Source organism: Brevundimonas sp. BH3 (assembly GCF_045345115.1).
Classification (GTDB): domain Bacteria; phylum Pseudomonadota; class Alphaproteobacteria; order Caulobacterales; family Caulobacteraceae; genus Brevundimonas.
Genome location: NZ_CP150796.1, coordinates 2,389,323 through 2,414,607, shown reverse-complemented (window position 1 = coordinate 2,414,607; position 25,285 = coordinate 2,389,323). Strand labels below are relative to the sequence as shown.

Annotated in this window: 30 protein-coding genes; 25 read left to right on the top strand and 5 right to left on the bottom strand. The window is 63.3% G+C overall.

Annotation, left to right across the window (positions count from 1 at the left end; all coding sequences use genetic code 11):
- The 8 genes from WEU32_RS11855 (at position 1) to WEU32_RS11820 (ending at position 7,089) form a co-directional block, all read left to right on the top strand.
- Positions 1-330 carry a DMT family transporter gene (locus WEU32_RS11855; protein ID WP_406853449.1) on the top strand — a complete coding sequence of 110 codons (330 nt, stop codon included), beginning with the start codon at positions 1-3 and terminating at the stop codon, positions 328-330.
- Positions 331-396: 66 nt separating this feature from the next.
- Positions 397-891: a YcgN family cysteine cluster protein gene (locus WEU32_RS11850; RefSeq protein ID WP_406853448.1), complete on the top strand. Its 495-nt coding sequence runs from the start codon at positions 397-399 to the stop codon at positions 889-891.
- Positions 892-1,001: 110 nt separating this feature from the next.
- Positions 1,002-3,224: an ATP-binding protein gene (locus WEU32_RS11845; RefSeq protein ID WP_406852027.1), complete on the top strand. Its 2,223-nt coding sequence runs from the start codon at positions 1,002-1,004 to the stop codon at positions 3,222-3,224.
- Positions 3,225-3,441: 217 nt separating this feature from the next.
- A complete protein-coding gene (locus WEU32_RS11840; RefSeq protein WP_406852026.1) occupies positions 3,442-3,894 on the top strand; it encodes a hypothetical protein in 453 nt (150 codons plus the stop codon).
- The gene (locus WEU32_RS11835) at positions 3,803-5,044 is read left to right on the top strand and encodes a DNA-packaging protein (protein ID WP_406852025.1); all 1,242 of its coding nucleotides are present in this window, start codon (positions 3,803-3,805) and stop codon (positions 5,042-5,044) included. Before WEU32_RS11840 ends, WEU32_RS11835 begins: the two co-directional genes overlap by 92 nt.
- 253 nt (positions 5,045-5,297) lie before the next feature.
- Entirely contained in the window at positions 5,298-6,464 is a 1,167-nt protein-coding gene (locus WEU32_RS11830) for a phage portal protein (protein WP_406852024.1), read from the top strand.
- A complete protein-coding gene (locus WEU32_RS11825) occupies positions 6,461-6,688 on the top strand; it encodes a hypothetical protein (RefSeq protein WP_406852023.1) in 228 nt (75 codons plus the stop codon). The genes WEU32_RS11830 and WEU32_RS11825 overlap by 4 nt, the downstream gene beginning before the upstream one ends.
- Entirely contained in the window at positions 6,685-7,089 is a 405-nt protein-coding gene (locus WEU32_RS11820) for an HK97 family phage prohead protease (protein WP_406852022.1), read from the top strand. The genes WEU32_RS11825 and WEU32_RS11820 overlap by 4 nt, the downstream gene beginning before the upstream one ends.
- Here WEU32_RS11820 and WEU32_RS11815 read toward each other — a convergent pair.
- The 4 genes from WEU32_RS11815 to WEU32_RS11800 all read right to left on the bottom strand — a co-directional run bounded on the left by WEU32_RS11815 (position 7,086) and on the right by WEU32_RS11800 (position 9,998).
- Positions 7,086-7,442 (bottom strand): hypothetical protein, encoded by a 357-nt coding sequence (locus WEU32_RS11815; RefSeq protein ID WP_406852021.1) that lies wholly within the window; start codon positions 7,440-7,442, stop codon positions 7,086-7,088. The two genes, WEU32_RS11820 and WEU32_RS11815, sit on opposite strands and share 4 nt — an antisense overlap.
- A gap of 58 nt (positions 7,443-7,500) precedes the next feature.
- Complete coding sequence (locus WEU32_RS11810; protein ID WP_406852020.1) at positions 7,501-7,923, bottom strand: acyl-CoA thioesterase; 423 nt, start codon at positions 7,921-7,923, stop codon at positions 7,501-7,503.
- A gap of 51 nt (positions 7,924-7,974) precedes the next feature.
- Entirely contained in the window at positions 7,975-9,366 is a 1,392-nt protein-coding gene (locus tag WEU32_RS11805) for a M20/M25/M40 family metallo-hydrolase (RefSeq protein WP_406852019.1), read from the bottom strand.
- Positions 9,367-9,437: 71 nt separating this feature from the next.
- Positions 9,438-9,998, bottom strand: coding sequence for a hypothetical protein (locus tag WEU32_RS11800; RefSeq protein ID WP_406852018.1), 561 nt, complete (start codon positions 9,996-9,998; stop codon positions 9,438-9,440).
- A gap of 143 nt (positions 9,999-10,141) precedes the next feature.
- Here WEU32_RS11800 and WEU32_RS11795 point away from each other — a divergent pair, with 143 nt between their 5' ends.
- The 9 genes from WEU32_RS11795 to WEU32_RS11755 all read left to right on the top strand — a co-directional run bounded on the left by WEU32_RS11795 (position 10,142) and on the right by WEU32_RS11755 (position 14,255).
- Positions 10,142-11,368 carry a phage major capsid protein gene (locus tag WEU32_RS11795; RefSeq protein WP_406852017.1) on the top strand — a complete coding sequence of 409 codons (1,227 nt, stop codon included), beginning with the start codon at positions 10,142-10,144 and terminating at the stop codon, positions 11,366-11,368.
- 544 nt (positions 11,369-11,912) lie between these two features.
- Positions 11,913-12,110 (top strand): head-tail connector protein, encoded by a 198-nt coding sequence (locus WEU32_RS11790; RefSeq protein ID WP_406852016.1) that lies wholly within the window; start codon positions 11,913-11,915, stop codon positions 12,108-12,110.
- Between the two features lie 26 nt (positions 12,111-12,136).
- Positions 12,137-12,403, top strand: a complete 267-nt coding sequence (locus tag WEU32_RS11785; protein WP_406852015.1) for a head-tail adaptor protein — start codon at positions 12,137-12,139, stop codon at positions 12,401-12,403.
- Positions 12,400-12,537 (top strand): hypothetical protein, encoded by a 138-nt coding sequence (locus WEU32_RS11780; RefSeq protein ID WP_406852014.1) that lies wholly within the window; start codon positions 12,400-12,402, stop codon positions 12,535-12,537. Before WEU32_RS11785 ends, WEU32_RS11780 begins: the two co-directional genes overlap by 4 nt.
- Positions 12,534-12,791: a DUF3168 domain-containing protein gene (locus WEU32_RS11775; RefSeq protein WP_406852013.1), complete on the top strand. Its 258-nt coding sequence runs from the start codon at positions 12,534-12,536 to the stop codon at positions 12,789-12,791. Before WEU32_RS11780 ends, WEU32_RS11775 begins: the two co-directional genes overlap by 4 nt.
- 4 nt (positions 12,792-12,795) lie before the next feature.
- Complete coding sequence (locus tag WEU32_RS11770; protein WP_406852012.1) at positions 12,796-13,206, top strand: phage major tail protein, TP901-1 family; 411 nt, start codon at positions 12,796-12,798, stop codon at positions 13,204-13,206.
- A complete protein-coding gene (locus tag WEU32_RS11765) occupies positions 13,203-13,490 on the top strand; it encodes a GTA-gp10 family protein (protein ID WP_406852011.1) in 288 nt (95 codons plus the stop codon). The genes WEU32_RS11770 and WEU32_RS11765 overlap by 4 nt, the downstream gene beginning before the upstream one ends.
- A gap of 50 nt (positions 13,491-13,540) precedes the next feature.
- Positions 13,541-13,681 (top strand): phage tail assembly chaperone, encoded by a 141-nt coding sequence (locus tag WEU32_RS11760; protein ID WP_406852010.1) that lies wholly within the window; start codon positions 13,541-13,543, stop codon positions 13,679-13,681.
- The gene (locus WEU32_RS11755) at positions 13,671-14,255 is read left to right on the top strand and encodes a phage tail tape measure protein (RefSeq protein WP_406852009.1); all 585 of its coding nucleotides are present in this window, start codon (positions 13,671-13,673) and stop codon (positions 14,253-14,255) included. Before WEU32_RS11760 ends, WEU32_RS11755 begins: the two co-directional genes overlap by 11 nt.
- Before the next feature lie 254 nt (positions 14,256-14,509).
- On the opposite strand, the gene WEU32_RS11750 is transcribed toward WEU32_RS11755, so the two are convergent.
- Complete coding sequence (locus WEU32_RS11750) at positions 14,510-15,226, bottom strand: DUF805 domain-containing protein (RefSeq protein ID WP_406852008.1); 717 nt, start codon at positions 15,224-15,226, stop codon at positions 14,510-14,512.
- Positions 15,227-15,312: 86 nt separating this feature from the next.
- On the opposite strand from WEU32_RS11750, the gene WEU32_RS11745 reads away from it, so the two are divergent.
- From WEU32_RS11745 to WEU32_RS11710, 8 genes are all read left to right on the top strand, one after another.
- On the top strand, positions 15,313-15,933 hold the full coding sequence (locus WEU32_RS11745; protein WP_406852007.1) for a TIGR02217 family protein: 621 nt from the start codon (positions 15,313-15,315) through the stop codon (positions 15,931-15,933).
- Positions 15,934-15,991: 58 nt separating this feature from the next.
- Positions 15,992-16,645, top strand: coding sequence for a DUF2163 domain-containing protein (locus WEU32_RS11740; RefSeq protein ID WP_406852006.1), 654 nt, complete (start codon positions 15,992-15,994; stop codon positions 16,643-16,645).
- On the top strand, positions 16,642-17,103 hold the full coding sequence (locus tag WEU32_RS11735; RefSeq protein ID WP_406852005.1) for an NlpC/P60 family protein: 462 nt from the start codon (positions 16,642-16,644) through the stop codon (positions 17,101-17,103). Before WEU32_RS11740 ends, WEU32_RS11735 begins: the two co-directional genes overlap by 4 nt.
- Complete coding sequence (locus tag WEU32_RS11730) at positions 17,100-20,813, top strand: glycoside hydrolase/phage tail family protein (RefSeq protein WP_406852004.1); 3,714 nt, start codon at positions 17,100-17,102, stop codon at positions 20,811-20,813. The genes WEU32_RS11735 and WEU32_RS11730 overlap by 4 nt, the downstream gene beginning before the upstream one ends.
- Positions 20,814-20,889: 76 nt before the next feature.
- Positions 20,890-21,792: a DnaJ C-terminal domain-containing protein gene (locus tag WEU32_RS11725; protein WP_406852003.1), complete on the top strand. Its 903-nt coding sequence runs from the start codon at positions 20,890-20,892 to the stop codon at positions 21,790-21,792.
- Between the two features lie 72 nt (positions 21,793-21,864).
- Entirely contained in the window at positions 21,865-23,025 is a 1,161-nt protein-coding gene (locus WEU32_RS11720; protein ID WP_406852002.1) for a phosphoserine transaminase, read from the top strand.
- A gap of 81 nt (positions 23,026-23,106) precedes the next feature.
- On the top strand, positions 23,107-24,402 hold the full coding sequence (locus tag WEU32_RS11715) for an adenylosuccinate synthase (RefSeq protein WP_406852001.1): 1,296 nt from the start codon (positions 23,107-23,109) through the stop codon (positions 24,400-24,402).
- Between the two features lie 69 nt (positions 24,403-24,471).
- Entirely contained in the window at positions 24,472-25,272 is an 801-nt protein-coding gene (locus tag WEU32_RS11710; RefSeq protein WP_406852000.1) for a response regulator, read from the top strand.
- Positions 25,273-25,285 lie beyond the last annotated feature (13 nt).

Sequence of the window (25,285 nt, the reverse complement as noted above, 5' to 3'; positions counted from 1 at the left end):
ATGACATGGCTGGTCCTTGGCGGGGCGATCCTGTGCGAGGTGGTGGGAACAAGCCTGTTGCAGGCTTCGCAGCAATTTACCAAGCCGTGGGCCACGGCGGGGATGGCCTTCTGTTATGGCATGGCCTTTTATCTGTTGAGCCATGCGCTGAAGTCCATACCGGTTGGACTGGCCTATGCCATCTGGAGTGGTCTGGGTGTGGTGCTGATTTCGTTGATCGGGCTGGTGGCCTTCAAACAAAAGCTGGACCTGCCGGCAGTGATCGGTCTGGTGCTGATTGTCGGCGGGGTCGTGGTGATCAATGTGTTCTCCAAGGCGGTCAGTCATTAAGAAGCGGGGACACAACGAGGTTGATAGGGGGCGACAGGCTTGGCTTTGTCGCCTAAAGAGCGCGCCATGTTGCCTTTCTGGAAAACCAAGTCGCTGACCGAGATGAACCCGCAAGAGTGGGAGAGCCTGTGTGACGGGTGCGGTCTGTGCTGTCTGATCCGTTTCGAGGACGAGGATACGGGCGAGGTTGTTCCGACCCGCGTGCACTGCAAGCTGTTTGATGCCGTCAAATGTACCTGTGTGGACTATGCGAACCGCAAGGCGCAGGTGCCGGACTGTATCAAGCTGACGCCGAACAATGTTTCATCTTTGGCGTGGATGCCGAAGTCTTGTGCATACCGCAGGTTGAATGAAGGGCGCGATCTGGCATGGTGGCATCCGCTGGTATCAAACGATCCCGAGACGGTGCATCAGGCCGGAGTGTCGGTACGTCGCCAGACCGTGTCAGAGACAGCCTTGGCCGAGGCCGAGGATGCTCTGGACTTTGAAGCGTCGGAATGGCGCGAAGAGCGCGGGCTGTGGGGGCCGGAGGAAAGCGCTCGGGAGATGGACGAGGGCTAGATATGTTTCGGGGAGCATAGGGTGAGATGCTAGCTTTTGAGCCGGGGGAGGAAACGCAGGATCTAGAACACGCAGGGGCGGCTGATGTCGTCACTGACAAAGGTGCTGACGTGTTCGCGCATCTTGAAAATCTGGCGGCAACCGTGTTGCAGGCACAAGCCAGTGTGTTGGAGCTGGAAGACCACGCGTCCGGGGAGTTTGCGGGACTGGTCGAGCGTGCGGGGGGGATGCCGCCCGGGACCCTGTTGACGGACGAAAAGGGGGCGTGGGTCGTGACGCCTGCGGCTCGTGAAGGTCGGACGCTGGGTCTGGTGGTTTTGCAAACGCCCGAGAGACGACCTTTACCCGACGAAAGCCAAAGCGCCATTATTCTGCAACTGGCAAGGGTGGCCGGTGATCTGTTGGCAGGCGCTAAGGCGCAGCGTGACAGGGCGGAATTGTCGCAAATGCTGGACATGATCGAGGATATGTCCGGTGTGGGCTGGTGGCGCGTCGACAAGCTGAAGAATACGTCGCGATGCTCCAAGCGTGTGCGCGAAATCCATGGATTGCCGGTGAATAAGGCGATCTATCCGTTACGGGCCGGTGTGACCCAGTATAACCCCGAGGACAGGGCTGTTCTGGACGCGGCGCTGGACAAGGCTCTGGAAACCGGCGACGGCTATAATCTGCGTTTGCGGCTGAACCGCCCCGATGGCCAGCAGCGTATCGTGATGAGCCATTCGGTGAGCGAAAAAGACGCTCAAGGCGAGGTACTCAGTCTGTTCGGTGTGTTTCGTGATGTCACCGATCAGGAAGCGGTTATGGCCAAGTTGCAGCGTAACGAGGCGCGTTATCGGCTGCTGGCGGAAAATGTCAGCGATGTGATTACCCGCTCACGAATGGACGGTTCCAGTAAATATATTTCGCCGGCGATCCAGAATATGCTGGGCTGGACGATGGAGGAGATGACCGGACAGGCGACCGACTATGTGTATGAGGAGGATCGTCCCAAGGTTCTGAAGGCTATTCGCACAGCGATCAGCAGCGGGGAGCCTACGCGTCTGGAACACCGGATGCTGCATCGTGACGGACGGGTGTTATGGGCAGAATGTACCTATAAGGCTGTCGGCGGTCCCGATGAGGACGATGTGGTGGTGGTGATCCGCGATGCCACCCAGCGCAAACTTCTGGAAACGGAAGTCATGGAGGCCAAAGAGCGGGCTGAAAAGGCCGCCGAGGCCAAGACCGAGTTTCTGGCCAATATGAGCCATGAACTGAGGACGCCGCTGACCAGTGTGATCGGTTATTCGGGACTGTTGAAAAACTCGGCGGGATTGACGCCAACGCAGAGACTGTATGGCGACCGGATTGCGGCTTCGTCCGAAGCCTTGCTGATGGTGATTAACGATATCCTTGATTATTCCAAGCTGGAGGCGGATGCGGTCGAGCTGGAAAAGGCCCCGTTCGATCTGCGCCAGTATATTGCCGATACGGTCGGGATTATTGAAAGCCAGTGCGCGGCCAAGGGGCTGGGGCTGAAGGTCGATCTGGACAGGCGCTTGCCGGAAATCCTGTCGGGTGATGCGTCGCGCTTGCGGCAGGTATTGCTGAACTTCCTGTCCAATGCGGTGAAGTTTACGGCGGCCGGCAGTGTGGGCGTCAAGGTATTCGGGGCCGAGACTCTGGAAGGACGTTACCGGCTGCGGGTCGAGGTGAGCGATACCGGTATTGGTTTAAGCCAGGAGAAGGGGGAGCTGATCTTCGGGCGGTTTACGCAGGCCGATGCGTCCACGACGCGCGTCTATGGCGGGACCGGACTGGGACTGGCGATTTCGCGCCGTCTGATCGAACTAATGGACGGCAAGGTTGGCTATGAGAGCGAACCGGGCAAGGGGGCGACCTTCTGGTTCGAGGTGCCGCTGGACTTTGACTTTGCCCTGCCGGTGTCGGTGGTGGCCGATACGGTGCCCGATATCGGGGTTAAAGGGCGCATCCTGATGGTGGATGATGCCGAGGCGAACCGCGAACTGGTGAAGATCATTCTGGGGACGTTGGGTCTGGAAGTGGAAACGGCGTGTAACGGTGTGGAAGCCGTAGCTGCGGTGCGCCAGAAGGACTTCGATCTGGTGCTGATGGATGTGCACATGCCGGAAATGGACGGTCTGGCAGCGACGCGCGAAATCCGGCAGCAGCCGCGAGAGAAGCACCTGCCTATTCTGGCGCTGACGGCCAATGTGGGCGGCGATCAGGTGCAGAAATGCCTTGATGCCGGAATGGACGGGCATCTGCCCAAGCCTATTCAGGTGGGTGATCTGGCGCAGACACTGAAGAAGTGGCTGCTGGCAGGATAATCAGTGGTTTCTTTTGTGCGGTTGCGCGGCACCGGGATTTTGCTCCACGCCGGAAGATGACGGCCATGACGTGTTTGGTATTGAGACCCTCCCTACATGGGGAGGGTTTTCTTTTTGTGCGCGTGTCGGGAGTGGGCAATCGCGGGAAAAACAAGGGATTGGCGAAGGCGGGGGCTAATCGGCCCGCCTGTGGACGCTGGTGCCCTATGGTTTGGGTATGGCGGGAAATGGGGACAGCGGACGGGACGAGGTTCAGCAGTGGCTGGATCAGGTGTTTGACCAGTTGCAGGCGCTGACGGACGAAGCCGTGGCGGTGCTGGTGAATGCCGAGCCGCCGGTGGATGCGGCTGAGGCGGAAAAGCGCGCAAGGGCGGTGGGCGTAGTGGCGCGCACGGCCAAGGCGGTGGCGGCCTTGAAGGTTCAAGCCAAGTCCCTGTCTCGCAAGGTTGCCGGAACAGAGGTGGAGGACGATGTGGCAGGACGGGGCGAACCTATCGGAGAGGCAGAGGAACAACGGCTCAGAGATGAGCTGTTCGCTCGCGTCGATCGTCTTTTCGAGGTTGCAGAACAGAAGGGATATGGTCCGAAGCCTGATCGGCCAGATGGAGGCGCAGGAGTTGTTGCGCTGGATGGCGGCGACGCCGGTGGTGCGTCGGGAGCAGGTTTGTAACCCGCCTGACGAGGGCTGGCGGACATGGGTGCTGCTGGGCGGGCGGGGTTCGGGAAAGACCTTTGCCGGTGGTTACTGGATCAATGAACTGGCGCGGCACGGGGTGTATAATCTGGCGCTGGTGGGACCGGCGTTTCACGATGTGCGCGAGGTGATGATCGAGGGGCCGTCGGGGCTGAGGGCATTGGCGGGGCCGGATAATCGTCCGCGCTGGGAGGCTAGTCGCAGGCGGCTGGTGTGGCCGACGGGGACGGCGGCCTATGCGTTCTCGGCAGAGGACCCTGACAGTCTGCGCGGGCCGCAGTTTCATGCGGCATGGGCGGACGAGTTCTGTGCGTGGAGAGAGCCGGAGAAGGTGCTTAGCAATCTGCGGTTTGGTTTGCGGCTGGGAGATGATCCCAAACTGGCCATTACCACCACGCCGAGGCCGATTGCGGCACTGCGGCGGTTGCTGGCGGAAACGGGCGTGGTGACGAGCAGGCTGTCTACCAAGGATAACGAGTCCAATCTGGCCCCCGGTTTTCTGGGACATTTGAAGGCGCTTTATGCCGGAACGCGGCTGGAGGCGCAGGAGATGGAGGGGCTGATCGTTGAGGCCGATGGTGCGCTGTTTCGGGCGCGGGATCTGGCGCAGGCGCGCGGGAGCCGCCCTGTGCGGTTGGAGAAGATCGTGGTGGCGGTTGATCCGCCGGTGACGGCGCATGGCGATGCTTGCGGGATAGTGGTGTGCGGGCGTCGGGACGGGCGAGCCTATGTGCTGGGCGATGGTTCGGTGCGGGGAATGTCGCCAGCCGGATGGGCAGCGCAGGTTGTTGAGACAGCGGCACAATACGGGGCCGATCTGGTGCTGGCGGAGGCCAATCAGGGTGGCGAGATGGTGCGGACACTACTGGCGCAAGCAGGGTGTACGGTGGCGATCAAACTGGTGCATGCGGGTCGTTCCAAGAAGGCGCGGGCCGAGCCGGTGGCGGCGCTGTACGAGCAAGGGCGGGTGGTTCACTGCGGGGCGTTTGCGGCGCTGGAGGAAGAGTTGATGGCGCTGGGGAGCGAGGCGCTGGGACATAGTCCGGATAGGGCGGATGCCTTGGTGTGGGCGGTGACGCATTTGCTGTTGGCGGGAAGAAGTATGCCGCGGCTTAGAAGTCTTTGATGTTGGAGAGAATAACCCCTCCGTCACGGCTTTGCCGTGACTCCTCTCCCGTGATGCGGGGGAGGAGGGTTTCGCGCGATGCGCGCCGCGGGTCCTCCGATCAAGTCGGGGTGACAAAAGTAGAATGCGTGTCAGGCCGCGTCGGGTCGGGAGGTCCCGAAGGGGCGACGATTGCGGCCAACTAAAAAGGCCGTGTCGGGTCGTGAGGTCCCGAAGGGCCGACGACCGCGGCCCAGCAAAAATGGAGAAAGCTATGGATTGGCTACGGGCTTTGGGGCGCGGGCGTGAGGCTGTGCGGGAGGAGAAGGCGAGCCGGACGGGGGCGTTGTTGGCGGTGTCAGGTGTAGGGCAGGCGCGGTGGACGCCGAGGGATTATGCGCATTTGGCGAGGGAGGGGTTTGGCAAGAACCCTGTGGCCTATCGCTGTGTGCGGATGATTGCCGAGGCGGCGGCATCGTGCCCGTTCAAGGTGATGGTGGGCGGGGTGCGTGATGATGCGCATCCGCTGGCGCGGTTGATGGACAAGCCCAATCCCGAGCAGTCGGGAGCCGAGGTGATGGAGGGGCTTTATGCGTCGCTTCAGACGGCGGGCAATGGCTATCTGGAAGCGACGGGAGATGCCGATGGGGATGGCGCGCCGGACCAGATCTGGGGCTTGCGGCCGGACCGGATGAAGGTGGTGCCCGGGCGTGATGGCTGGCCTGAGGGCTGGGATTATGCGGTTGGCGCGAAGAGTGTGCGGATCGGGCGACATGGCGATGGCTGGTCGCCCGTACTACATTTGAAACTGTATCACCCGACCGATGACCATTACGGGTTCTCGCCCTTGGAGGCGGCGGCGTTTGCCATTGATGTGCACAATGCGTCGGGGGCGTGGAACAAGGCGTTGCTGGACAATGCGGCGCGGCCCTCGGGGGCGCTGGTTTATGGCAGCCGTGATGGCGAGAGGCTGACGGGCGAGCAGTTCGAGGCGTTGAAGGCGGAACTGTCGGAGGCGCATGCGGGGGCGAGGAATGCGGGGCGGCCTCTATTGCTGGAAGGCGGGCTGGACTGGAAGCCGATGAGCCTGAGCCCGTCGGAGATGGACTTTATTGCAGGCAAGCATGCGGCGGCGCGGGAGATTGCGCTGGCGTTCGGAGTGCCGCCGCAACTGCTGGGGGTTCCGGGGGATGCGACCTATGCGAACTATCGCGAGGCCAATGCGGCGTTCTGGCGGGGCACGGTGGTGCCGTTGGTGCGGAAGGCGGCAGGCGCGATGACGGGCTGGCTGGGAGCGCGGTTTGTGGATTGCCGGATCGAGGCGGATCTGGACGCGGTGCCTGCACTTCAGGGAGAGCGGGATGCGCTGTGGGCGAGGCTGGATGCGGCGTCGTTTCTGACCACGGAGGAGAAGCGCAAGATGGCGGGGGTCACTTCATGACGTCGATAAGGAAGGTGCCGGTGGCGCTGGTGGTGGCGCTGGTGGTGCAGACGATTGGCGGGCTGGTTTGGGCGGGCGGGGCGGCGGCGAGGATTTCGGCGCTGGAAGGGAAGGTGGCGCAGCAGGTTCTGGTGGCGGAGCGGCTGGCGCGGCTGGAGGCGCAAGGGGAAGCGATGCGGGGTTCGCTGGAGCGCATCGAGCGTCAGCTGGAGGAGCGTGGATGAGGATTGAAGGCTATGCGTCTTTGTGGGGCGTGGCGGACCTGAACGGGGATGTGGTGCATTGCGGGGCGTTTGCAGACAGTCTGGTGCGGACAGGCGCCGAGGGTGTGCGGATGCTGTGGCAGCGTGACGGGCGCGAGGTGATCGGGCGATGGGAGCGGATTGTCGAAGACGAGCGCGGACTGTTTGTGTCGGGTGAGATTGGCGACTGGTCGGGGCAGGCACGGATGGCGCGGGCGGTGTTCGGTGCGGGGGCTGTGGATGGGTTGTCTATAGGGTTCCGGACGGCAAAAGCCCGCAAACAGGGGCGTTTGCGGGTGTTGAGCGGGGTGGCACTGTGGGAGGTGTCGGTGGTGACGTTTCCGGCGTGTCCGGGGGCGCGGTTGAGGGTGGCTGCGGCCTAGTTGGTTTTGAGCGAGAGTTTGGCAGCGAGCGCTTGGATTTCAACCAGCACGGTCTGCATGTCCTGAGAACAGGTCTCCAAGGTTTGGGTGGCAGCCTTGGGGGATGACTTTCCGGCTTCGTAAGACGTTCTGAGCAGGGCGGCGGCTTGTGGATCGGATTGGTCGGCTAGTTTTTCATGGATGGCGGTGACTGCTTCGGGCGGGAGCACAGCCTCGCATGAGCCCATGACGACGAACAGTTGTTGCGTCAGAGCGATTGCCTCATAGGCGGCGGCTTCGATGTTTTCAGACTGATTTTCCGAAGCGGACTGGAGGAAGATAGCGCCAGCGAGTGCAGCAGTGAGGGACAGCATTTTCGGGCCTTTGGATGAGACGATACAGGGCGGCACCAGTAAGGCGGTGCCATAGATGTTAGGCGATCAGGGCGCGGAAGGCGTCGCTGAGGCGGGTGGACTGGCCGTTGATGGCGCGGACATAGGTGAGTGTGATCTGGGTCAGTTCGGTGTCGTCGCGGGCGATTTTGACGACGAGCTGGAAGCTGGAATTTCCCACACGGGTCGGGATGACGGTGCAGGTGAGCAGGTCGTCGTAGCGGGCTGGCGATTTGAACTGGAGATGGGCGTCGACGACGTAGGTCTGGGACAGGTCTTCTATGGCACCTGCCAGAATGCCGAGGTGGCGGTAATATTCGGTGCCTGCGACATCGGCATAGACGAGGTAGTTGGCGTTGAAGACGACGCCTTGGGCATCGACCTCGCCCCAGCGGACGCGGATTTGGTGGGTGAAGGGTCTTGAGATGGTGTTCTGCCCTTGGTTAAGGCGTTGTCGCGACACCTCCCCCGCGATGGAGGGGAGGAGGTGTTACGAGCCCTGTGTAAGACGTTTTTACTTGGAAGCGATCTGTTGGAGCAGGGTTTCCCAGTGGGTGATGCCGGGGGCGAGGTTGTCGAGGGGGAAGCGCTCGTTCAGGCCGTGGGAGAAGCTGTCTTCGCTGCGCATAAAGACCGAGCCGACGCCGTAGGCGGGGATGCCGAGGGCGCGGAAATGCATGCTGTCGGTGGCACCGGCAGACATGGACGGCACGATAGCAAGGTCAGGGTAACGACTGTGAACCGCAGCGGTGACGGCGGCGACGACATCTTCGCGCAGAGGGGAGGACGGGGCGGCGATGGTGCCGGTGTCGAGTTGTTCGATCTTGATGGTGTGATCGGCGACGATTTCCTGAAGTTGATCGCGGATTGCGGCTGTCGAAACGCCGGGAAGGATGCGGCAGTTAACGGTGGCCTGTGCCTGTTGGGGCAGGGCGTTGGCGGCGTGACCGCCCTTGATCATGGTGGTGGTGCAGGTGGTGCGGATGGTGCCGGTATAGTTGCCATTGGCCACGAGGGTGGCAATGGCGGCCTGATCCTGATCATTGGCGACGAGGGCGCGCATGGCGGCGGCGATTTCCGGCTGGGCACGTTCGGCAGCGGCCGTGAAATAGCCGCGTGTGATTTCATCTAAGCTGACCGGGAAGGCGTAGTCGTTCAGGCGTTGTAGGCCTGCGGTCAGGCGATAGATCGGGTTACCGGCAGTGGGGCGCGAGGAGTGGCCGCCGGCATCGGTGACGGTGAGGGTGTAGTCGGCATAGGTCTTTTCCGAGCCTTGCAGGGAATAGACGGTAGGGTTGTGCTGGGTGTCGAGGGAGCCGCCGCCGCCGTCGGCGTTGAGGACGAGTTCGACGTTTTTGTGCTTTTGGGCGAGATGGCGGGTGGTGACCATGCCGGTTTCTTCGTCGCCGGAGAAGGCGAGGATGATGGTGCGCTTTGGCTGCCACCCGGCCTGTTTCAGCTTGATGATTGTGGCCATGACGATGGAAAGGCCCGCTTTATTATCCACGGAGCCTCGGCCGAAGATGTAGCCATTTTCGATGACAGGGGTGAACGGGTCACGTTCCCAGTCGGCAGGATCGGCTTCGACCACATCCATATGGCCGATGATGGCGACGGGTTTCAGAGACGGGTCGCTGCCTTGCCATGTGGCGGTGAAGGCGGCGGTGTCACCGATGGCGTCGATCTGGATGGCCGAGGCGGGGAAGCCGGCGGCGACGAGTTGGTCCTTGAGGAAGTTGGCGTACTGAGGGGTTTGGTTGGGGCCGAACTCGCCCGTTTTGACGGTGCGGTAGGTGATGGCGCGAGACAGGAGCTCTAGCGCGGCGTCAGCCGACTGGGCGTGGGAGACGGCGGGCAGGGCCATGAGAATGGCGGCTGCGGCGGCGGTGGATTTCAGAAATGACATGGATACCCCCTCAGGTAAGAACTGGGGGGACTATGGAACGCGGTTTTGTGTTTGTCGCGGGGGAAGTTGGCTTAACGACGAAGGGCCGGGAAGGCGTAGCGGCCGGTGCTAACGGCGTCGGCGGTGTAGATGTCGTAGAGGCGGCGGAAGGTGCTGCGGTAGGCCAATATGATTACAATGGGGGCGAGCGAAGGTAGCAGCCACAGGTTTTGAGCGTGCCATTGAGGGTTCATATTTAGCGAGAACACGTAGATGCCGATTAGGGCAGGCAACGAAAGCCAATGGGCTTCACTCAGTACTCTGTTCATCTGGGGAGGGATTGGAAGCAGAGGTAAAGGCTTACCGAAAGCCGCGATGAGGCGCTGAACCCACGGGCGAGCAGTTTCGATCTTAGGTAGGTCAAGCCTTAGCGGCTGATATTCCGGATCAAGGGGGCCATAGTCACCATTCGCGACGGTTTGCAGTCGTGACTTTGCGATGAAGTTTGGGGCCGGCTTTGTTGTTGTTCGGCTGAGTTTCGAGCCGCTGGTCATGAGGCGCGGGAAAATCCAAGTTAGGACAAGTATCCCGATAAAAACATTGATCGGTCCCATAGCGATTTGGGCAATGATGCCGACGAACTGACTAGCCATTATAGCGAGGATGACCAGGCTTGTTACAGCCGGTTGCACCAACTCGCGACCCCAAGTGCTTTGGGTGGCGTCTAGTCGAGGTTTGGCACGGTTCCACATGGCGCTGACAGTATCCGCATAGCGCGGGTTTTCAAGGAGAGAGAATGAAAGAGGTTAAGACCGTGTCGGGTTCGCCCGAGGCGCGCGAAGTCGTGCGCGAGATGATGGTGGCGTTTGAGGCGTTCAAGGGTGCCAATGATGCGCGGCTGAACGAGGTGGAGAAGAAATCTGCGGCTGATGCTCTGCTGGAAGAGAAGGTGGCGCGGATTGATCAGGCGCTTACGGGGACGCAGGCCAAGCTGGATCGTATGATGGCGCAGGTGCGTCGTCCGCAGATGGGTGGCGAGGCGGTTGAGGCGGTGAGTGCGCCGGAGGCCAAGGCGGCGTTTGATGGCTATCTGAAGACGGGCTCGGTAGCCGGTCTTGAGGTGAAGGCGGGTCTGTCGAGTGGTGCGTCGTCGGGGGGTTATGTGGTGCCGCCGGAGACGGAGCGAGCCATCGAGCGCCGACTGATGGCGGTGTCGCCGATGCGCGAGATTTGCGCGGTGCGAACAGTGGCCAGTGGTGTGTTCCGCAAGCCTGTTTCGACGGCGGGTGTGGTGGCAGGTTGGGCGGCCGAGACGGCGGCGAGGCCCGAGACGGATCCGGCGACGCTGGCGCTGCTGGAGTTTCCGGCGGCGGACCTTTACGCCAATCCGGCGGCGACGCAGGCATTGCTGGATGATGCCATGGTCGATCTGGACGAGTGGCTGGCGGGCGAGGTCGAGGATGCCTTTGCCGCGCAGGAAACGTCTGCGTTTGTCAGCGGCAATGGCGTGAACAAGCCCAAGGGCTTTTTGGCCTATGACACGGTGGCGGACAGTGCCCATGAATGGGGCAAGATCGGCTATGTGGCCAGTGGTGCAGCAGGCGATTTTGCGGCCAGTGATCCGGCGGACAAGCTGATTGATCTGATCTATGCGCCCAAGGCCCAGTATCGTGCCAATGGCCGTTTTGTGATGAACCGCAAGACGGTGTCGGCGGTGCGCAAATTCAAGGATGCGGACGGTCATTATGTCTGGCAGCCGGCGCAGCGACTGGGCGAGACGGCCAGCCTGATGGGCTATCCGGTGACGGAAATCGAGACGATGCCGGATGTGGCGGCGGGTTCGCTTTCTGTTGCGTTTGGTGACTTCCAGCGTGGCTATCTGATTGTGGATCGTGCGGGGGTGAGGGTATTGCGCGATCCGTTCACCGCCAAGCCTTATGTGCTGTTCTATACGACCAAGCGTGTGGGCGGGGGTGTGCAGAACTTTGATGCGATCAAGGTGATGAAGATGGCGGTCTCTTAAAGTGCCCTAGCGCAAACGCCGCGGGCGTTTGCTGCTTGAGGGCGTCGGCCGGAGGCGAGGGGCTGCGTCCGGTCGGGATGTCCCGAAGGGCCGAAGAGCGCGGCTGACTTAGAAAGATGACAAGGGGCGGTCCGGTGGGCCGCTCTTTGTCGTTTTGGCCCCCTCCGTCACGACTTTGTCGTGCCACCTCCCCCGCGATGCAGGGGAGGAGTGGGGCGGGGATGGGTGCGAAAACTAAATGAAGAAACCCTCATCCGGCCCTGCGGGCCACCTTCTCCCAGCGGGAGAAGGGTTTCGCGCTGTGCGGGCCGCTGGGGGCCTCGATCAAGTCGGGGGATGACGAAGGAATATGGCACAGGCCGCGTCGGGTCAGGAGACCCAAAGGGGCGACGATCGCGGCCAAGCAAGAATGAACCGCGTCGGGTCGAGAAGGCGGAGCCTTCTGATCGCGGCCCAAATATCAAAGGAGGGAAAGATGGCAGCCGTGGTGACGCTGGCGGAGGCGAGGGTGTTTTTGAGGGTGGAGCATGAGGCGGAGGATGGGTTGATCCAGACGCTGGTGGATGCGGCGGTGGCGCGGGTGTCGGGGGAGGTGGGGTTGGTGCTGGTTTCGACCTCGCCTGCGCCGTTGCGGCTGGCGGTGCTGATGCTGGTTTTGCGGGCTTATGAGCGGGGTGAGGGGGCGATGGATGTTGCGCCTATCGAGGCGTGGATTGCGCCTTATCGCGTGGTGAAGCTGTGAGGGTTTTGGCGCAGGTGATGCGGCCGGTGGAGACGCAGACGCCGCAGGGTGGGCGGGCTGTGTTTCAAGAGCCGGTGGGGTCGGTGTGGTTGAAGATCGGGGCGCGACGGCGACGCGAGCGGGACGATGCGGGGGTCTTGCGGGTGAGCGAGGTGATGAAGGCCGAAGTGCGGGCTGATCCGAGGCTGTCGGAGGGTTTGCTGGTGCGGTTTGGCGGTGGTGACTGGACGGTTACGGGGCTTGATCCGGCAGGGGCGGGCTATCGCGTGCTGGAGATGGAGCGGGTGCGATGAGCGATCCGATGGCGGCGGTGATCAAGGGCGTGGTGGCGGCGGTGTCGGCAGATGCGGCGGTTTCGGCGCTGTGTGGTGATCCGGTCAGGATTTGGGATGCGGCACCGAGGGGGCTGGGTTTCCGCATCTGGTGATCGGGGGCGGGAACTGGCGCGAGACGGCGGCGGGGTTCGAGGTGGAGCTGTCGCTGACGGCGGTGAGCCGGTTTGACGGGCAGGAAGAGGCGCGGGAGCTGGCGGGAGCTGTGCGTGGGGCGCTGGAGGGTTTGGCGCTGTCGCAGGATGGTATGTCGGGGCGCGTGGCGGTGCGTTCGGTCGAGGTTTTTGCAGGGGCCGATCGTCGCCATGCCTATGGCGTGGTGCGGTTGCGGGCCGTGATGGAGGGTTAGGACGATGGCGGTGCAACGCGGCAGGGACATGCTGTTGAAGATTGCCGATACGGGCGGGGCGTTTGTGTCGGTGGCGGGATTGAGGGCGCGGACGATCTCGATGAATGCGCGCACGGTGGATGTGACCGATGGCGATAGTGCCGGGCGCTGGCGCGAGCTTCTGGCCGGTGCGGGTGTGAAGTCTGCGGCGGTTTCGGGGCAGGGCATTTTCAAGGATGCGGCTTCGGATGCGCTGATCCGCGAGGCATTTTTCGAGCAGGCGGCGAGGCGCTGGCAGTTGGTGGTGCCGGACTTTGGTGTGCTGGAGGGCGCGTTTCTGGTGAGCGCGCTGGAATATGTGGGCGAGCATGAGGGGGAGGCGAGCTTTGCGCTGTCTCTGGCCAGTGCGGGCGCGGTGGAGTTCTCAGTCCTATGAACGCGATGAGGGGCGAGGTTCGGGTGGAGCTGGCGGGCCAGCCGCGCACGCTGTGTCTGACGCTGGGGGCGTTGGCGCAGATGGAGGCGGGGCTGGGGGTGCGCGGGATGGCGGCCCTGGCGGAACGGATGGCGGTAATGTCGGCGGCGGATTTGCTGGTAGTGCTGGCGGCGCTGTTGCGCGGGGGCGGCGAGGTGGAACTGGCGGACGGACTGGCAGGGGTGTCGGTGGATGCCCGGGCGGCGGCGCTGGCGGTGGCCGAGGCGTTTAAGGCGGCGGTGTGAGCGAGGTGGATGTCGACCACTGGGGCGTGATGCTGAGGCAGGCGCTGGGAATGGGGATTGTGCCGCCGGTGTTCTGGGGGTTGTCGGTGCGCGAGTGGCGGATGCTGAATGCGGGGGCGCGGGCGGTGGAGGCGTGTCTGTCGCGGACGGCCTTGGACGAGATGATGGAGCGGTGGCCGGATGCAGGGTGAGTTTGAAGGCGGGCCTTTGGGGGCTGTGCCGGTTGCGGCGGCGGAGGCTGCGGCGGCGCTGGAGGCTTTGAAGGCGCCCGCAAAGGAGGCGGCGGGGGCGATCGAGGAGGCCTTTGGCAAGGCGGGGAACAGTCTGTCGCGGTCGCTGATGCGGGCGGCGAAGGATGGTGAGGTGACGCTGGCGGAACTGGCGCGGGCGGTGGTGGCGGCGGTCAATGCCGGTATGGGACAGGTGCTGAAAGGCGGTGGCTCTGGCGGGCTGGGCGATGCGCTGTCGCAAGCGGTCGGGAGTGTGTTTGCGGGGGCGCGGGCCGAGGGCGGGCCGGTTGTGGCTGGCGGTGGCTATCTGGTTGGGGAGCGCGGGCCGGAGGTGTTCTGGCCGTCGGGGAGCGGCAGTGTGCAGCCTGTGGGCGGGGCGGCACCTGTGGTGGTGAATGTGATGGTGGACGGCGGGCCGCAGGCGCTGTTGCGGTCCGAGGCGCAGGTGGCGCGGATGCTGGCGCGGGCGGCGGCGCTGGGGGGAGATAGGGGGTGTTGGGTGAGGAGGCGGACGAGCGCGGCCAAGCAAGAATGAGGGCGTTGGAGCGGAAGGTTCTAGAGGTGAGCTGTCTTTGACGTTAGGCCCTTCTCCCATTGGGAGAAGGGTTTCGCGCTTGCGCGCTGCTGGATCCCCCGATCAAGTCGGGGGATGACGGAGATAAGGGGTAGGCGGTGAGGTGGTTTGAGGTGTCATCCCCACCCGCGATACTTCCCTCATTAAGGGGGAGAGAAGAGGCAAGAAAAAAGGGCGTCCGGTGGGACGCCCTTTTGTGTTGGTGATCTCGGGGATCAGAGGCCTTTGGGATTGGGGCCGTATTGGTTGGTGCCGGGTTCGCTGTCGGTGATGCCGATCCACAGCAGGAAGCCGAGGCTGGTGATGATAGCGATGAGGCTGCCGATGCTGATGGCACCAATGGCACCCATCATGGCTGCAGCACTGGGTTCGCCGCCGGTGACAGCGGCCATCATGAAGGCACCGCCGCCGCCGATGAGCATGATGATGACCGCGATGAGGCCACCGACATAGGGGACGAGGGTGAGCCAGCCGGTTTTACCCATGTCGTGCAGACGTTTGATGGTGATGCAGACGTTTGGATAGATCAGGGCCAGACCGATCAGGCCGCCGAGCAGCGGAATCCACGAGGTCAGAACGCTGATGCCGAGTATGATCAGGAAGCTGATCCAGAAATGCTGGCGACGCATGCGGCCGGTATAGGTGAGCATGGCCGATTTGAAATCGTAGCCGTCAGTGCCCGGAAGCGAGTTGATAGCCGAGTTGGCGGCGGCACCAAAAGAAGCGGCGGCGTCGGCGGCGGCACTGGCCAGGCCGAGGATGACGATCTGGGTTGCTGTGGAGCCGTTGGGGACGAAATCAACGTCGTGACCCACATTGATATCGGAACCGGTATGGATGTCATGGCGCGCGAAGACGTAGCTGTTGCCGTCTTCACCGCGAATGGTGCCGGTGTTTGTGGTCGTGTCGTAGCTGGTGATCTGTCCGCGCAAGGGGACCTCCCGAGATGAACCGGTAGCCGGTCGATTAAGGCGGGATCATGGCGCGAGAAAAATGATGCCGCAAGGGAAACAGACAAGTGTCTCAAATATTTGATGAAGTGACGATTCCGGCGCGTTTGGCCTTTGGGTCGACGGGCGGGGTGGAGCGTAAAACCGAGGTGGTGGAACTGGCATCGGGCCATGAGCGGCGCTCGACACCGTGGGCCATGGGGCGCAGGCGCTATCTGGTCGGGGCGAGATTGCGGTCGCTGGATGACATGGCGGTGCTGACGGCGTTTTTCGAGGCGCGTCAGGGGCGGTTGCGCGGGTTCAGGTTTCGCGACTTTGCCGATTACAAGAGCTGTGCGCCGTCGGGCGTGGTGTCTGCGGGCGATCAGGTGATCGGGTCAGGCGACGGTGTGCGGACGGGGTTTGCGTTGTGCAAGGCCTATGGGACGGTGACGCGGGAGATTGCCAAGCCGGTGGCGGGGACGGTGAAACTGGCGGTCGGTGGCGTGGAGACGGATGGCTTTGCGCTGGATGCGGCGACGGGCGCGGTGACGCTGGATGCGGCACCTGGCGAGGGGCAGGTTGTGACGGCGGGGTTCTGGTTCGATACGCCGGTGCGGTTCGATACGGACCGGCTGGAGGTGACGCTGGACAGTTTCGAGGCGGGACGGATGGCGGCGGTGCCGCTGGTGGAAATACGCGGCGCTTAGGCGGGGCAGGTTGAGGGAGGGGAGCCGGAGTGGCTCCCCTTTTTGTATTGGGGGACGGATGCGGGAACTGGAAGGGGCGCTGGGCCAGCGCATCGAGAGCGGGGCGGCGCGGCTGTGCCATGTGTGGGTGCTGGAGCGGGCGGACGGTGTGCGGATGGGGTTTACCGACCATGACCGCGATTTGGATTTTGAGGGCGTGGTGTGTCGGGCGGCGAGTGGCTGGACGCTGGGCAGTGGCGAGGCGGTAGCGGGGACGCAGGCGGGCGGGTTTTCGGCGGCAGGCGCGCTGGATGACGAGGCCATTAGCGAGGCCGACATCGTGGCGGGTCTGTATGACGCCGCAAGGGTTGTGCTGTGGCGGGTGGATTGGAGCGATGTAAGCGCTCGGGTGCGCTTGTGGGCAGGGTCATTGGTGCATCTGCGGCGCGAGGCGGGTCGGTTTGTGGCCGATCTGGAAGGGCCGATGGCGCAACTGGATCGCGTGGTAGGGCGCACATACGGGCGTGACTGCGATGCGGTGCTGGGGGACGCGCGGTGCGGGCTGTCGGCGGGCGAGATTGCGGGGCGGACCTGTGATCGGACGTGGAAAACCTGTGGCGCGGTGTTTGGCAATCAGGTGCGCTTTCGCGGCTTTCCCGATGTGCCGGGCGATGACTTTGTGCTGCTGCGGCCTGTGGGCGGGGTGCGCCATGACGGGAGGAGCCGTCGATGAGTGCGCAGATGGCACAGCGGGCGCGGGCGTGGTTGCGGACACCCTATCGGCATCAGGCGAGCGAGCGGGGCGTGGGGGCGGACTGTCTGGGTCTGGTCCGTGGTTTGTGGCGCGAGGTCTATGGAGACGAGCCGCAGGCGGTGCCGCCGTACCGGTCTGAATGGGCCGAGATCGGCGGGGGTGAAGTGTTGCGCGAAGCGCTGGGGCGCTGGCTGGTGGAGAAGCCGCTGACACGGATGGCGGTGGGGGATGTGCTGTTGTTTCGCATGGAGGCGGGCAGCGTGGCCAAGCACTGCGGGGTGCTGAGTGCGCTGGAGGGGCCGGAGCCGAAGATGATCCATGCCTATTGGGCGCGGGCAGTGGTCGAGAGCTGGATGGGAAGCTGGTGGGACCGGCGGCTGGTGGCTGTTTTTGGGTGGCCGGAGATTGAGCCAAAGATTGAGGAGGCGCGCGCATGACACAGGTGGCTTTTGCGGCGGTTGGCGGTTTCTTTGGCGGGCCGGTCGGGGCGGCGATTGGCGGGATGATCGGCGGGATGGTGGATAGCCATCTGGTCAATAGTCTGAAGCCTGCGCGGCAGATCGGGCCGCGTCTGGAGGGGCTGAAGCTGTTGGGGGCGGCGCAGGGTGCGCCGATGGCCTGTGTGTTCGGGCGGGCAAGGGTGACGGGTCAGGTGATCTGGGCCGCACGGTTCCGCGAGGAAAAGCGCAAGACTTCGGGCGGCAAGAGCGGCCAGCGGACGGTGGACTATGGTTATTCGCTGAGCTTTGCCGTGGCGCTGTGCGAAGGCGAGATCGACGGTGTGGGCCGTATCTGGGCCGATGGCATGCCGATGGATATGTCGGGTGTGGTCTGGCGCGTTCATAAAGGTGGCGAAGGGCAGATGCCTGATCCGCTGATTACGGCGGTGGAAGGGACGGCACCGGCCTATCGCGGGACGGCCTATGTGGTGTTCGAGGACCTACCGCTGGAGGCCTATGGCGACCGTGTGCCGCAACTGGCGTTCGAGGTCTTCCGTCGTGCGAGGGGCGAGACACCGAGGCTGGAGGATCAGGTCGAGGGGGTGTGTCTGATCCCCGGTGCGGGCGAGTTTTGTCTGGCGACGGATGTGGTGTTGAGGCGCGAGGGGATTGTGCGCACCAAGGCCGAAAATGCGGGCGCGGGGCTGGGGCGGGCCGATATCGAGGTGTCGCTGGACCAGTTGGTGGCGCAGATGCCCAATGTCGGGCGCGTCAATCTGGTGGTGGGTTGGTTCGGGACCGATGTGCGGGCGGCCCATTGCAAGATCAGGCCGGGGGTGGAGCGTCGCGACAAGCCGACCCAGCCCTTGCAGTGGTCGGTGGCGGGGCTGGACCGTTCAGAGGGGCATTTGATCTCGCAGACCATGGACGGTGCTGTGGCCTATGGCGGGACGCCTTCGGACGAGGCGGTGCGGCAGGCCATCCGTGCGATCAGGGCGCGGGGGCTGGAAGTCGTGCTGTACCCGTTCGTGTTCATGGATTGCGAGGGCTATCCGTGGCGCGGGCGTGTGGCGGGGCGGGATGGTTCGGATGCGACGGCGGATGTGGCGGCGGTGTTTGGCGATGCAAGAGGTTGGGGCTTGCGGCGTCAGGCGCTGCATTATGCGAAAATGGCGCGCGAAGAAGGCGCGGACGGGCTGATTATCGGCTCTGAGATGCGCGGGTTGACCCTGACGCGGGATGCGGCGGGCGGCTTTCCGGCGGTGGCGCAGTATCAAGCGCTGGCGGCGGAATGTCGGGCCGAGGCGGGGGCGGGCGTGAAGCTGGGCTATGCGGCGGACTGGTCGGAATATGCCGGATTGCGGGACGGTGGCGAGGTGAGGTTTCACCTTGATCCTTTGTGGGCCGATCCGAATATCGATTTTGTCGGGATCGACTGGTACCCGCCGATGGGGGACTGGCGAAGCGAGGATGGCGGGCTGGATGGTGCGTTGTTCGCAGGGCCGCAGGATCGGGATTATCTGGCGGGGCAGGTCGCGGGCGGGCGCGATTTCGACTGGTATTATGCCAGTGGCGAAGACGAGGCGGCGCAGGTTCGCACGCCGATTTCTGACGGGGCCTATGGCGAGGACTGGGTCTGGCGCGTCAAGGATTTGAAGGGCTGGTGGTCCAATCCGCATTATGAGCGGGTGGGCGGTGTGAGGCTGGATAGGCCGACGGCCTGGGTGGCGGGGATGAAGCCGGTGCGCCTGACCGAGATCGGCTGTGCGGCGGTGGATCGCGGGGGCAATACGCCCAATCTGTTCTTTGATCCCAAGAGTAGCGAGAGCGTCTTGCCTCCTTATTCGTCGGGCGCGCGTGATGATGCGATGCAGCGGGGCCTGTTGGAGGCTGTGCTGCGGCATTTTGGCAAGGTGGAGAATAATCCGGTGTCGGCGGTCTATGGCGGGCCGATGGTGTCGGGGGCCGATGTGTGGTGCTGGGATGCGCGGCCCTATCCGGCGTTTCCGGCGCGTGAGGATTTGTGGGCCGATGCACCTAGCTGGCGCACGGGGCACTGGCTGAATGGCCGTATGCAGGGCGAGGCGTCGGACCTTGTGGCGATGTTGTTGGAGCGGGCCGGTGTGGCGCGTGACGGGTATCGGCTGGAGGGGGTTAAAGGCACAATTGCCGGACTGGTGATTGATCGTCCGATGACGACGCGGGCGGTGCTGGAGACGCTGTTGCTCGCGCTGGGAGCAGTGGCGTCGGAGAAGGCGGGCGCGATTGTGGTGTCTGGGGATCGTGCGCAGGATCTGGAACTGAGGTTGGAGGCGCTGGCCATGCCCGAGGAGGGCGGGCCGGTGGTGGCCGAGCGACGCTTGCAGACGGTGCCGCAAGGGGTGCGGGTGCGCTTTGTCGGCGAGGCACAGGACTATCAGACGGGGGCGGTGATTGTGCGTTCACACGGTCGTGCGTCGAGCGATGCGGGTGCGGCCCCTCTGGCGGACATGGTTGATCTGGACCTGCCTATGGTGGTGGGGACGGGTTTGGCGCGGACCGTGGCGCGGCGTGTGTTGGAGGTGGTGCAAGGCGAGCGGTTGCGGATGCGGCTGGGGCCGCTGGAGGCGATGCAGGTCGAGGCGGGGGATGCCGTCGAGGTCGAAGGGCGTGACGGTGTCTGGCGTGTGGCGAGGCTGGCCTATGAGGAAGAGGTTCTGGTGGAGCTGGAGCCTTGGGTGACTGTGGCCGAGGAAGATGCGCTTGAGGACTGGCGTGGCGGTGACGGGGGTATCGAGACGGTCGGGGCACCGTGGGTGCGGGTGTTGGACCTGCCCCTTTTGCCGTTTGAGGACGGTGATTTGCGGCCGGTGGTGGCCGTGGCGGCGGACCCCTGGTGGCCGATGGCGGTGCATGGGGGTGCGGATGTCGAGGCCTTGGCGCTGCGTGGCGAGGTGGCCGAGGCGGCGCAGGTCGGCGAGTTGGTCGAGCCTTTGGCGGCGGGGCCGGTGGATCGCTGGGATCATACAGGGCGGCTGGTGGTGCGGCTGTCGGGCGGGAGTTTGGCCAGTCGCAGCATCGGGGCGGTGCTGGACGGGGCCAATATGCTGGCGGTTGAAGGCGATGAGGGCTGGGAGATTGTGCAGTTCAGTCGGGCGCAACTGATTGGCGAGGATGTCTGGGTTCTGGGGGGATTGTTGCGCGGGCGATTGGGGACAGGAGGCGAGGCCGCAAGCCTGAAACGGGCGGGGCAGGCGGTTGTTATGCTGGAGGGCGGTTTGACGCGTCTGGATATGGGAACGGACGAGCGCGGTGTGGAGCGTCTGTGGCGGGTCGGGCCAAAGGGACTGGCACCGGCAGGGGCGGGGTTTAGCGAGGCGCGTTTTGTCTGGCAGCGCAGGGGCTCTAGGCCGTGGCGGCCCGCTCATTTCAGGCAGGTGGCGGGCGAGGATGGTCTTTGCTTGAGCTGGCAGGTCTGTGTGCGAACCGGCGGGGATGGCTGGCGCGAGGATGGGATCGAGCCTGATCCGAGGCGGTTCCGTTTGCGGGTGATGGTGGCAGGCGAGACTGTGCGTGAATGGCAGGTTCACGATACGCGGGCGCTGTATGAAAACGCGCAGCAGACGGTCGATTTTCCGCAAGGTTTGACAGCGGAAGTGACGCTGGCTGTGGCGCAGTGGGGCGATGGTTGGGGCTGGGGAGAGGAAGCCTTGTTACGCTTGAAATAGCGCGACCCCTTTCAAGGGGGGCCTTGATGCCCTAACTGACAGGGAGCTGTAATTTAAACCTTGGAGCTGTACAGGCGTGGCTGGTGATCCCTACAAGGAACTTGGCGTTTCTAAAGGCGCGAGTGCCGACGAGATCAAGAAAGCTTTTCGCAAGCTGGCGAAAGAGCTGCACCCTGACAAAAATCCGGGGGACAAGGCGTCCGAGGAGCGTTTCAAACGCGTTACGGCGGCCTTTGATCTGCTGGGTGATGCCGAGAAGCGTGCCAAATACGACCGTGGCGAAATCGATGCCGATGGACGCGAGCAGTATCGTGGCTATGGCGGCGGTGCAGGTGGTGGCGGTCGGTCGGGCGGTTTTTCGGGTTTTGGCGGTTCGGGCCAGCGCGGCGGTTTCGAAGATATCGACCTGTCGGACCTGTTTGCAGGGTTCGGTGGCGGCGCTGCCAATCGTGGCTTTGGTGGCGGCAAGGGGCAGGATATCCGTGCCACGCTGGAGGTCAGCCTTGAAGAGGTGATTTCGGGCACAACACGCCGTATCCAGTTCTCGGACGGGCGCATGGTGGATGTGGCCATCCCCAAGGGCGCGTCGGACGGTCAGGTGGTGCGTCTGAAAGGTCAGGGAGCGCCGGGCCGCACGCAGCCGGGCGATGCCTTGATTGAGCTGAGGGTCTTGCCGCATCCGCTTTATCGTCGCGAGGGGGCGGACCTGCATATGGACCTGCCGGTTTCGGTGCCGGATGCGGTGCTGGGTGGCAAGGTGACGGTGCCCACGCCCGAGGGCAAGGTGATGATGAGCATCCCCAAGGGCTCGAACTCGGGCAAGGTGCTGCGTCTGAAAGGGCGCGGTGGCTATGCCGATGGCAAGCGCGGGGACTTGCTGGCCAAGCTGATGGTGACGCTGCCGGACGAAGAAGACGAACTTCTGGTGCGCTTTGCCGAGGATTGGCGCAAAAATCGGCCCTACACGCCGGGCAAGTGATGGCGTAAGGCAATCTGCGTTCTGTGGTGGTGAGTCTGTCGTTCGCCACCCGAGTCAGAGGGATTGCTGCCGATGCCTGTTGTGAAGCCTGTTGTGAAGCCTGCGCGTCCGTGGTTTTCGTCGGGGCCGACGGCCAAGCGACCCGGTTATAAGCTGGCAGGACTTTCGGAGGCTTTGCACGGGCGTGGCATTCGTGCGCCCGAGACAGCAGCGCGGTTTGCCTATGGCCTGAAGCTGACCCGCGAAGTGCTGGGTGTGCCGGACGACTATGTCATGGTGTTTACGCCGGGTTCGGATACCGGCGCGGTGGAGGCAGCCCTGTGGGGGATGCTGGGGCCGAGGCCTGTGACGGTGGTGGCGTTCGAGAATTTTGGCCTGACATGGGCCGAGGATGTGCGAGACCATTTGAAGCTTGATCCGGTGGTGGTGAAGGCCCCGTGGGGAGACTTGCCGGACCTGTCGGTCGTGGACTGGTCGCACGATGTGGTTTTTCCGTGGAATGGTACGACGTCGGGCGTGAAGGTGCCGGACGGGGACTGGATCGCGGCGGACCGCGAGGGTTTGAGCATCTGTGATGCGACCTCGGCGGCGTTTGCACAGCCTCTGGATTGGCCCAAGCTGGATGTGACGACCTTTAGTTTCCAGAAGGCGCTGGGCGGCGAGGCGGGCATTGGCGTGATGGTCATGTCGCCGCGTGCTGTGGCGCGTCTGGACGAAAATGTGCCCGCTTGGCCGGTGCCCAAGGTGCTGCGTCTGACGGGTAAGGACGGGAAGTTTGACCGGACGCTGGCGGAAGGCGTGGTGATCAATACGGCCTCGGTCCTGACCATGGAGGACTGGATCGATGCGCTGGAATGGGCCAAATCGGTCGGGGGCTGTGAGGCGCTGATTGCGCGCACCGATGCCAACTATGCGGCGCTGGAAGCGTGGGTGGGCAAGACGGCGTGGGTCGATTTCTTGCCGCAGCGCGAGGATATCCGCTCGACGACCTCGGTATGTCTGAAATTTACCGATGATCGTGTTTCGGCGCTGGATGACAAGGGTCAGAAGGCCTTTGTAAAGCGCTTCAAAGCCCTGCTGGAAGACGAAGGGGCGGTTTACGATATGGAACCGCACCGTAATGCGCCGCCGGGGTTGCGGTTGTGGTGCGGGAGCACGGTGGAAACCGCCGATGTGGTGGCGATCGGGCCGTGGTTGGAATGGGCGTTTGCAACGGCGGTGGCGGAAATCTGATATTTCCAATGACCGAGGGCGACAGCCGACGATTCAACGGTTATAGGCTGCTACCGCGTTTTACTCGCGGAGATCAGTGCAGTGGCTAATGTTGCGGTAGTCGGCGCCCAGTGGGGTGACGAGGGCAAGGGCAAGATCGTGGACTGGCTGTCCAATCGCGCCGATATGGTGGTGCGGTTCCAGGGCGGTCACAATGCGGGGCACACCCTCGTTGTCGATGGCAAGGTCTATAAGCTGGCGCTGCTGCCCAGCGGTGTTGTGCAGGGCAAGCCCTCCGTCATCGGTAATGGCGTGGTCGTGGACCCGTGGCACCTTGTGAACGAGATCGCCAAGATCGAAGCGCAGGGCGTGACCATCAGCCCTGAATTGCTGACGATTGCTGACAATGCCTGTCTGATCCTGCCGATCCATCCGGCGCTGGACGTGGCGCGTGAAGCGGCCGCTTCGGCTCCGGGGGCCAAGATCGGTACGACCGGTCGCGGTATCGGTCCGGCCTATGAGGACAAGGTGGGCCGTCGTGCGATCCGCGTCTGCGATCTGGCCAATGAAGAAGACCTGAAGGTCAAGATTGACCGTCTGCGCTCGCACCATGACCCCTTACGCGCCGGTCTGGGGCTGGAGCCGATTGATCCGCAGGCTCTGTTGCAGCAGCTGCTGGATATTGCGCCGAAGATTTTGCCCTATGTGAAGCCGGCATGGCGCGTGCTGGATCAGGCCCAGAAGGCTGGCAAGCGTATCCTGTTTGAAGGTGCACAAGGCGCGTTCCTGGATGTGGACCACGGTACCTATCCGTATGTGACGTCGTCCAATACCGTCGCAGGTCAGGCGGCCGCCGGTTCGGGCCTTGGTCCGCGCGGCGTTGGCTATGTGCTGGGCATTGTGAAGGCCTATACGACCCGCGTGGGTGAAGGTCCGTTCGCCTGTGAACTGCATGACGAGGTGGCCGAGCATCTGGCGACGGTGGGTCGCGAGGTTGGCGTCAATACCGGCCGTGCGCGTCGTTGCGGTTGGTTCGATGCGGTCTTGGTGCGCCAGTCGGTGGCTATCAATGGCATTGACGGTATTGCCCTGACCAAGCTGGACGTTCTGGACGGTCTGAAAACCTTGAAGATTTGCGTGGGCTATCGCGTGAATGGCGAGGTGTTGGACTATCTGCCGTCCAGCCTGAAGGATCAGGCGGCAGCCGAGCCGGTATTTGAAGAGCTGGAGGGCTGGGATGAGAGCACCGGGGGCGTTCGCAGCTTTAAGGACATCAATGCCAATGCCATCAAGTATGTGCGCCGTATCGAGGAACTGATCGGTGCGCCGGTGGCTCTATTGTCCACCAGTCCCGAGCGGGACGATACCATTTTGATGCGCGACCCGTTTCAGGGCTAAAATGTAAAAACGAGACAAGGGGTTTTTAACCCCCTTGTGTAAGGCTGTCCCTGATAATCGGGGGCAGCCTTGTTCGCTTTAGATACCAAATCCATGCAGAAAATCGCACCGGTGGTTCGCCGTGTGGTTGTTGTGGACCCCAATCCGGCGGGGGCAAAGCTGATGGCTGAATTGCTGAAAGGCTTTGGCTGTCGGGACGTTGCGATGGAATCGGATGATGCGCGCGTTATTGATCTGGCGCGTGAAATGGAGCCGGGACTTTTTATTATCGAGCGTTCTGGACCGAAGCTGGATGGCGAGCAGTTGACACGCCGTATCCGCAGATCCAGCCTGTCAACGCGCCGAGCGCCGATCATCATGGTGACAGCAGAGGCGACGGCGTCGTCGATCAAAGGCGCGCGTGATGCCGGTGTGCATGAATTTCTGCGAAAGCCCTTTACCAGCGGTGACCTGTATCGGCGGATTGAAAATCTGGCGACCAAGCCGCGCGACTGGGTCGAGGCCGTGGGCTATGTGGGGCCGGATCGTCGTCGTTTTAACTCGGTGGACTATGCCGGGCCGCGCAAGCGCAAGGCCGATGAAGGCGGTGCGCCGACACTGGACGGGATCAAGGATCAATCAATGCGCATTCTGGCATCGGCTCTGGTGCAGTTCTCCAGCGATCCGGCGCAAGCGGTGCGGGCTATCGGAGAGCAGGGCAAGACCCTGAAGATGCTGGCTGTGAAGACGGGCGATACGGCTCTGGCTCTGGCGGCTGTAGGCCTGCAGACCGAATTGGAAATGGGGCGCACATCTCTGGAGCAGTTGAACGGGCCGGTGAAGGCTATTCTGGCGCTGGCTCCGTCAAAAAGCCTGGCACGCCAAGGCTGAGCATCGCTCTTAA

What these genes read in the sequence shown, in the direction of transcription:
- WEU32_RS11840 (WP_406852026.1), top strand. Translation starts at nt 3,442, where the DNA reads ATGGCGGGAAATGGGGACAGCGGACGGGACGAGGTTCAGCAGTGGCTG.
- WEU32_RS11730 (WP_406852004.1), top strand. Translation starts at nt 17,100, where the DNA reads ATGACACAGGTGGCTTTTGCGGCGGTTGGCGGTTTCTTTGGCGGGCCG.
- WEU32_RS11755 (WP_406852009.1), top strand. Translation starts at nt 13,671, where the DNA reads ATGCAGGGTGAGTTTGAAGGCGGGCCTTTGGGGGCTGTGCCGGTTGCG.
- WEU32_RS11835 (WP_406852025.1), top strand. Translation starts at nt 3,803, where the DNA reads ATGGTCCGAAGCCTGATCGGCCAGATGGAGGCGCAGGAGTTGTTGCGC.
- WEU32_RS11805 (WP_406852019.1), bottom strand. Translation starts at nt 9,366, where the DNA reads ATGTCATTTCTGAAATCCACCGCCGCCGCAGCCGCCATTCTCATGGCC.
- WEU32_RS11850 (WP_406853448.1), top strand. Translation starts at nt 397, where the DNA reads ATGTTGCCTTTCTGGAAAACCAAGTCGCTGACCGAGATGAACCCGCAA.
- WEU32_RS11800 (WP_406852018.1), bottom strand. Translation starts at nt 9,998, where the DNA reads ATGGCTAGTCAGTTCGTCGGCATCATTGCCCAAATCGCTATGGGACCG.
- WEU32_RS11740 (WP_406852006.1), top strand. Translation starts at nt 15,992, where the DNA reads ATGCGGGAACTGGAAGGGGCGCTGGGCCAGCGCATCGAGAGCGGGGCG.
- WEU32_RS11770 (WP_406852012.1), top strand. Translation starts at nt 12,796, where the DNA reads ATGGCGGTGCAACGCGGCAGGGACATGCTGTTGAAGATTGCCGATACG.
- WEU32_RS11830 (WP_406852024.1), top strand. Translation starts at nt 5,298, where the DNA reads ATGGATTGGCTACGGGCTTTGGGGCGCGGGCGTGAGGCTGTGCGGGAG.
- WEU32_RS11760 (WP_406852010.1), top strand. Translation starts at nt 13,541, where the DNA reads ATGGGGATTGTGCCGCCGGTGTTCTGGGGGTTGTCGGTGCGCGAGTGG.
- WEU32_RS11795 (WP_406852017.1), top strand. Translation starts at nt 10,142, where the DNA reads ATGAAAGAGGTTAAGACCGTGTCGGGTTCGCCCGAGGCGCGCGAAGTC.
- WEU32_RS11735 (WP_406852005.1), top strand. Translation starts at nt 16,642, where the DNA reads ATGAGTGCGCAGATGGCACAGCGGGCGCGGGCGTGGTTGCGGACACCC.
- WEU32_RS11815 (WP_406852021.1), bottom strand. Translation starts at nt 7,442, where the DNA reads ATGCTGTCCCTCACTGCTGCACTCGCTGGCGCTATCTTCCTCCAGTCC.
- WEU32_RS11820 (WP_406852022.1), top strand. Translation starts at nt 6,685, where the DNA reads ATGAGGATTGAAGGCTATGCGTCTTTGTGGGGCGTGGCGGACCTGAAC.
- WEU32_RS11780 (WP_406852014.1), top strand. Translation starts at nt 12,400, where the DNA reads ATGAGCGATCCGATGGCGGCGGTGATCAAGGGCGTGGTGGCGGCGGTG.
- WEU32_RS11720 (WP_406852002.1), top strand. Translation starts at nt 21,865, where the DNA reads ATGCCTGTTGTGAAGCCTGTTGTGAAGCCTGCGCGTCCGTGGTTTTCG.
- WEU32_RS11855 (WP_406853449.1), top strand. Translation starts at nt 1, where the DNA reads ATGACATGGCTGGTCCTTGGCGGGGCGATCCTGTGCGAGGTGGTGGGA.
- WEU32_RS11765 (WP_406852011.1), top strand. Translation starts at nt 13,203, where the DNA reads ATGAACGCGATGAGGGGCGAGGTTCGGGTGGAGCTGGCGGGCCAGCCG.
- WEU32_RS11825 (WP_406852023.1), top strand. Translation starts at nt 6,461, where the DNA reads ATGACGTCGATAAGGAAGGTGCCGGTGGCGCTGGTGGTGGCGCTGGTG.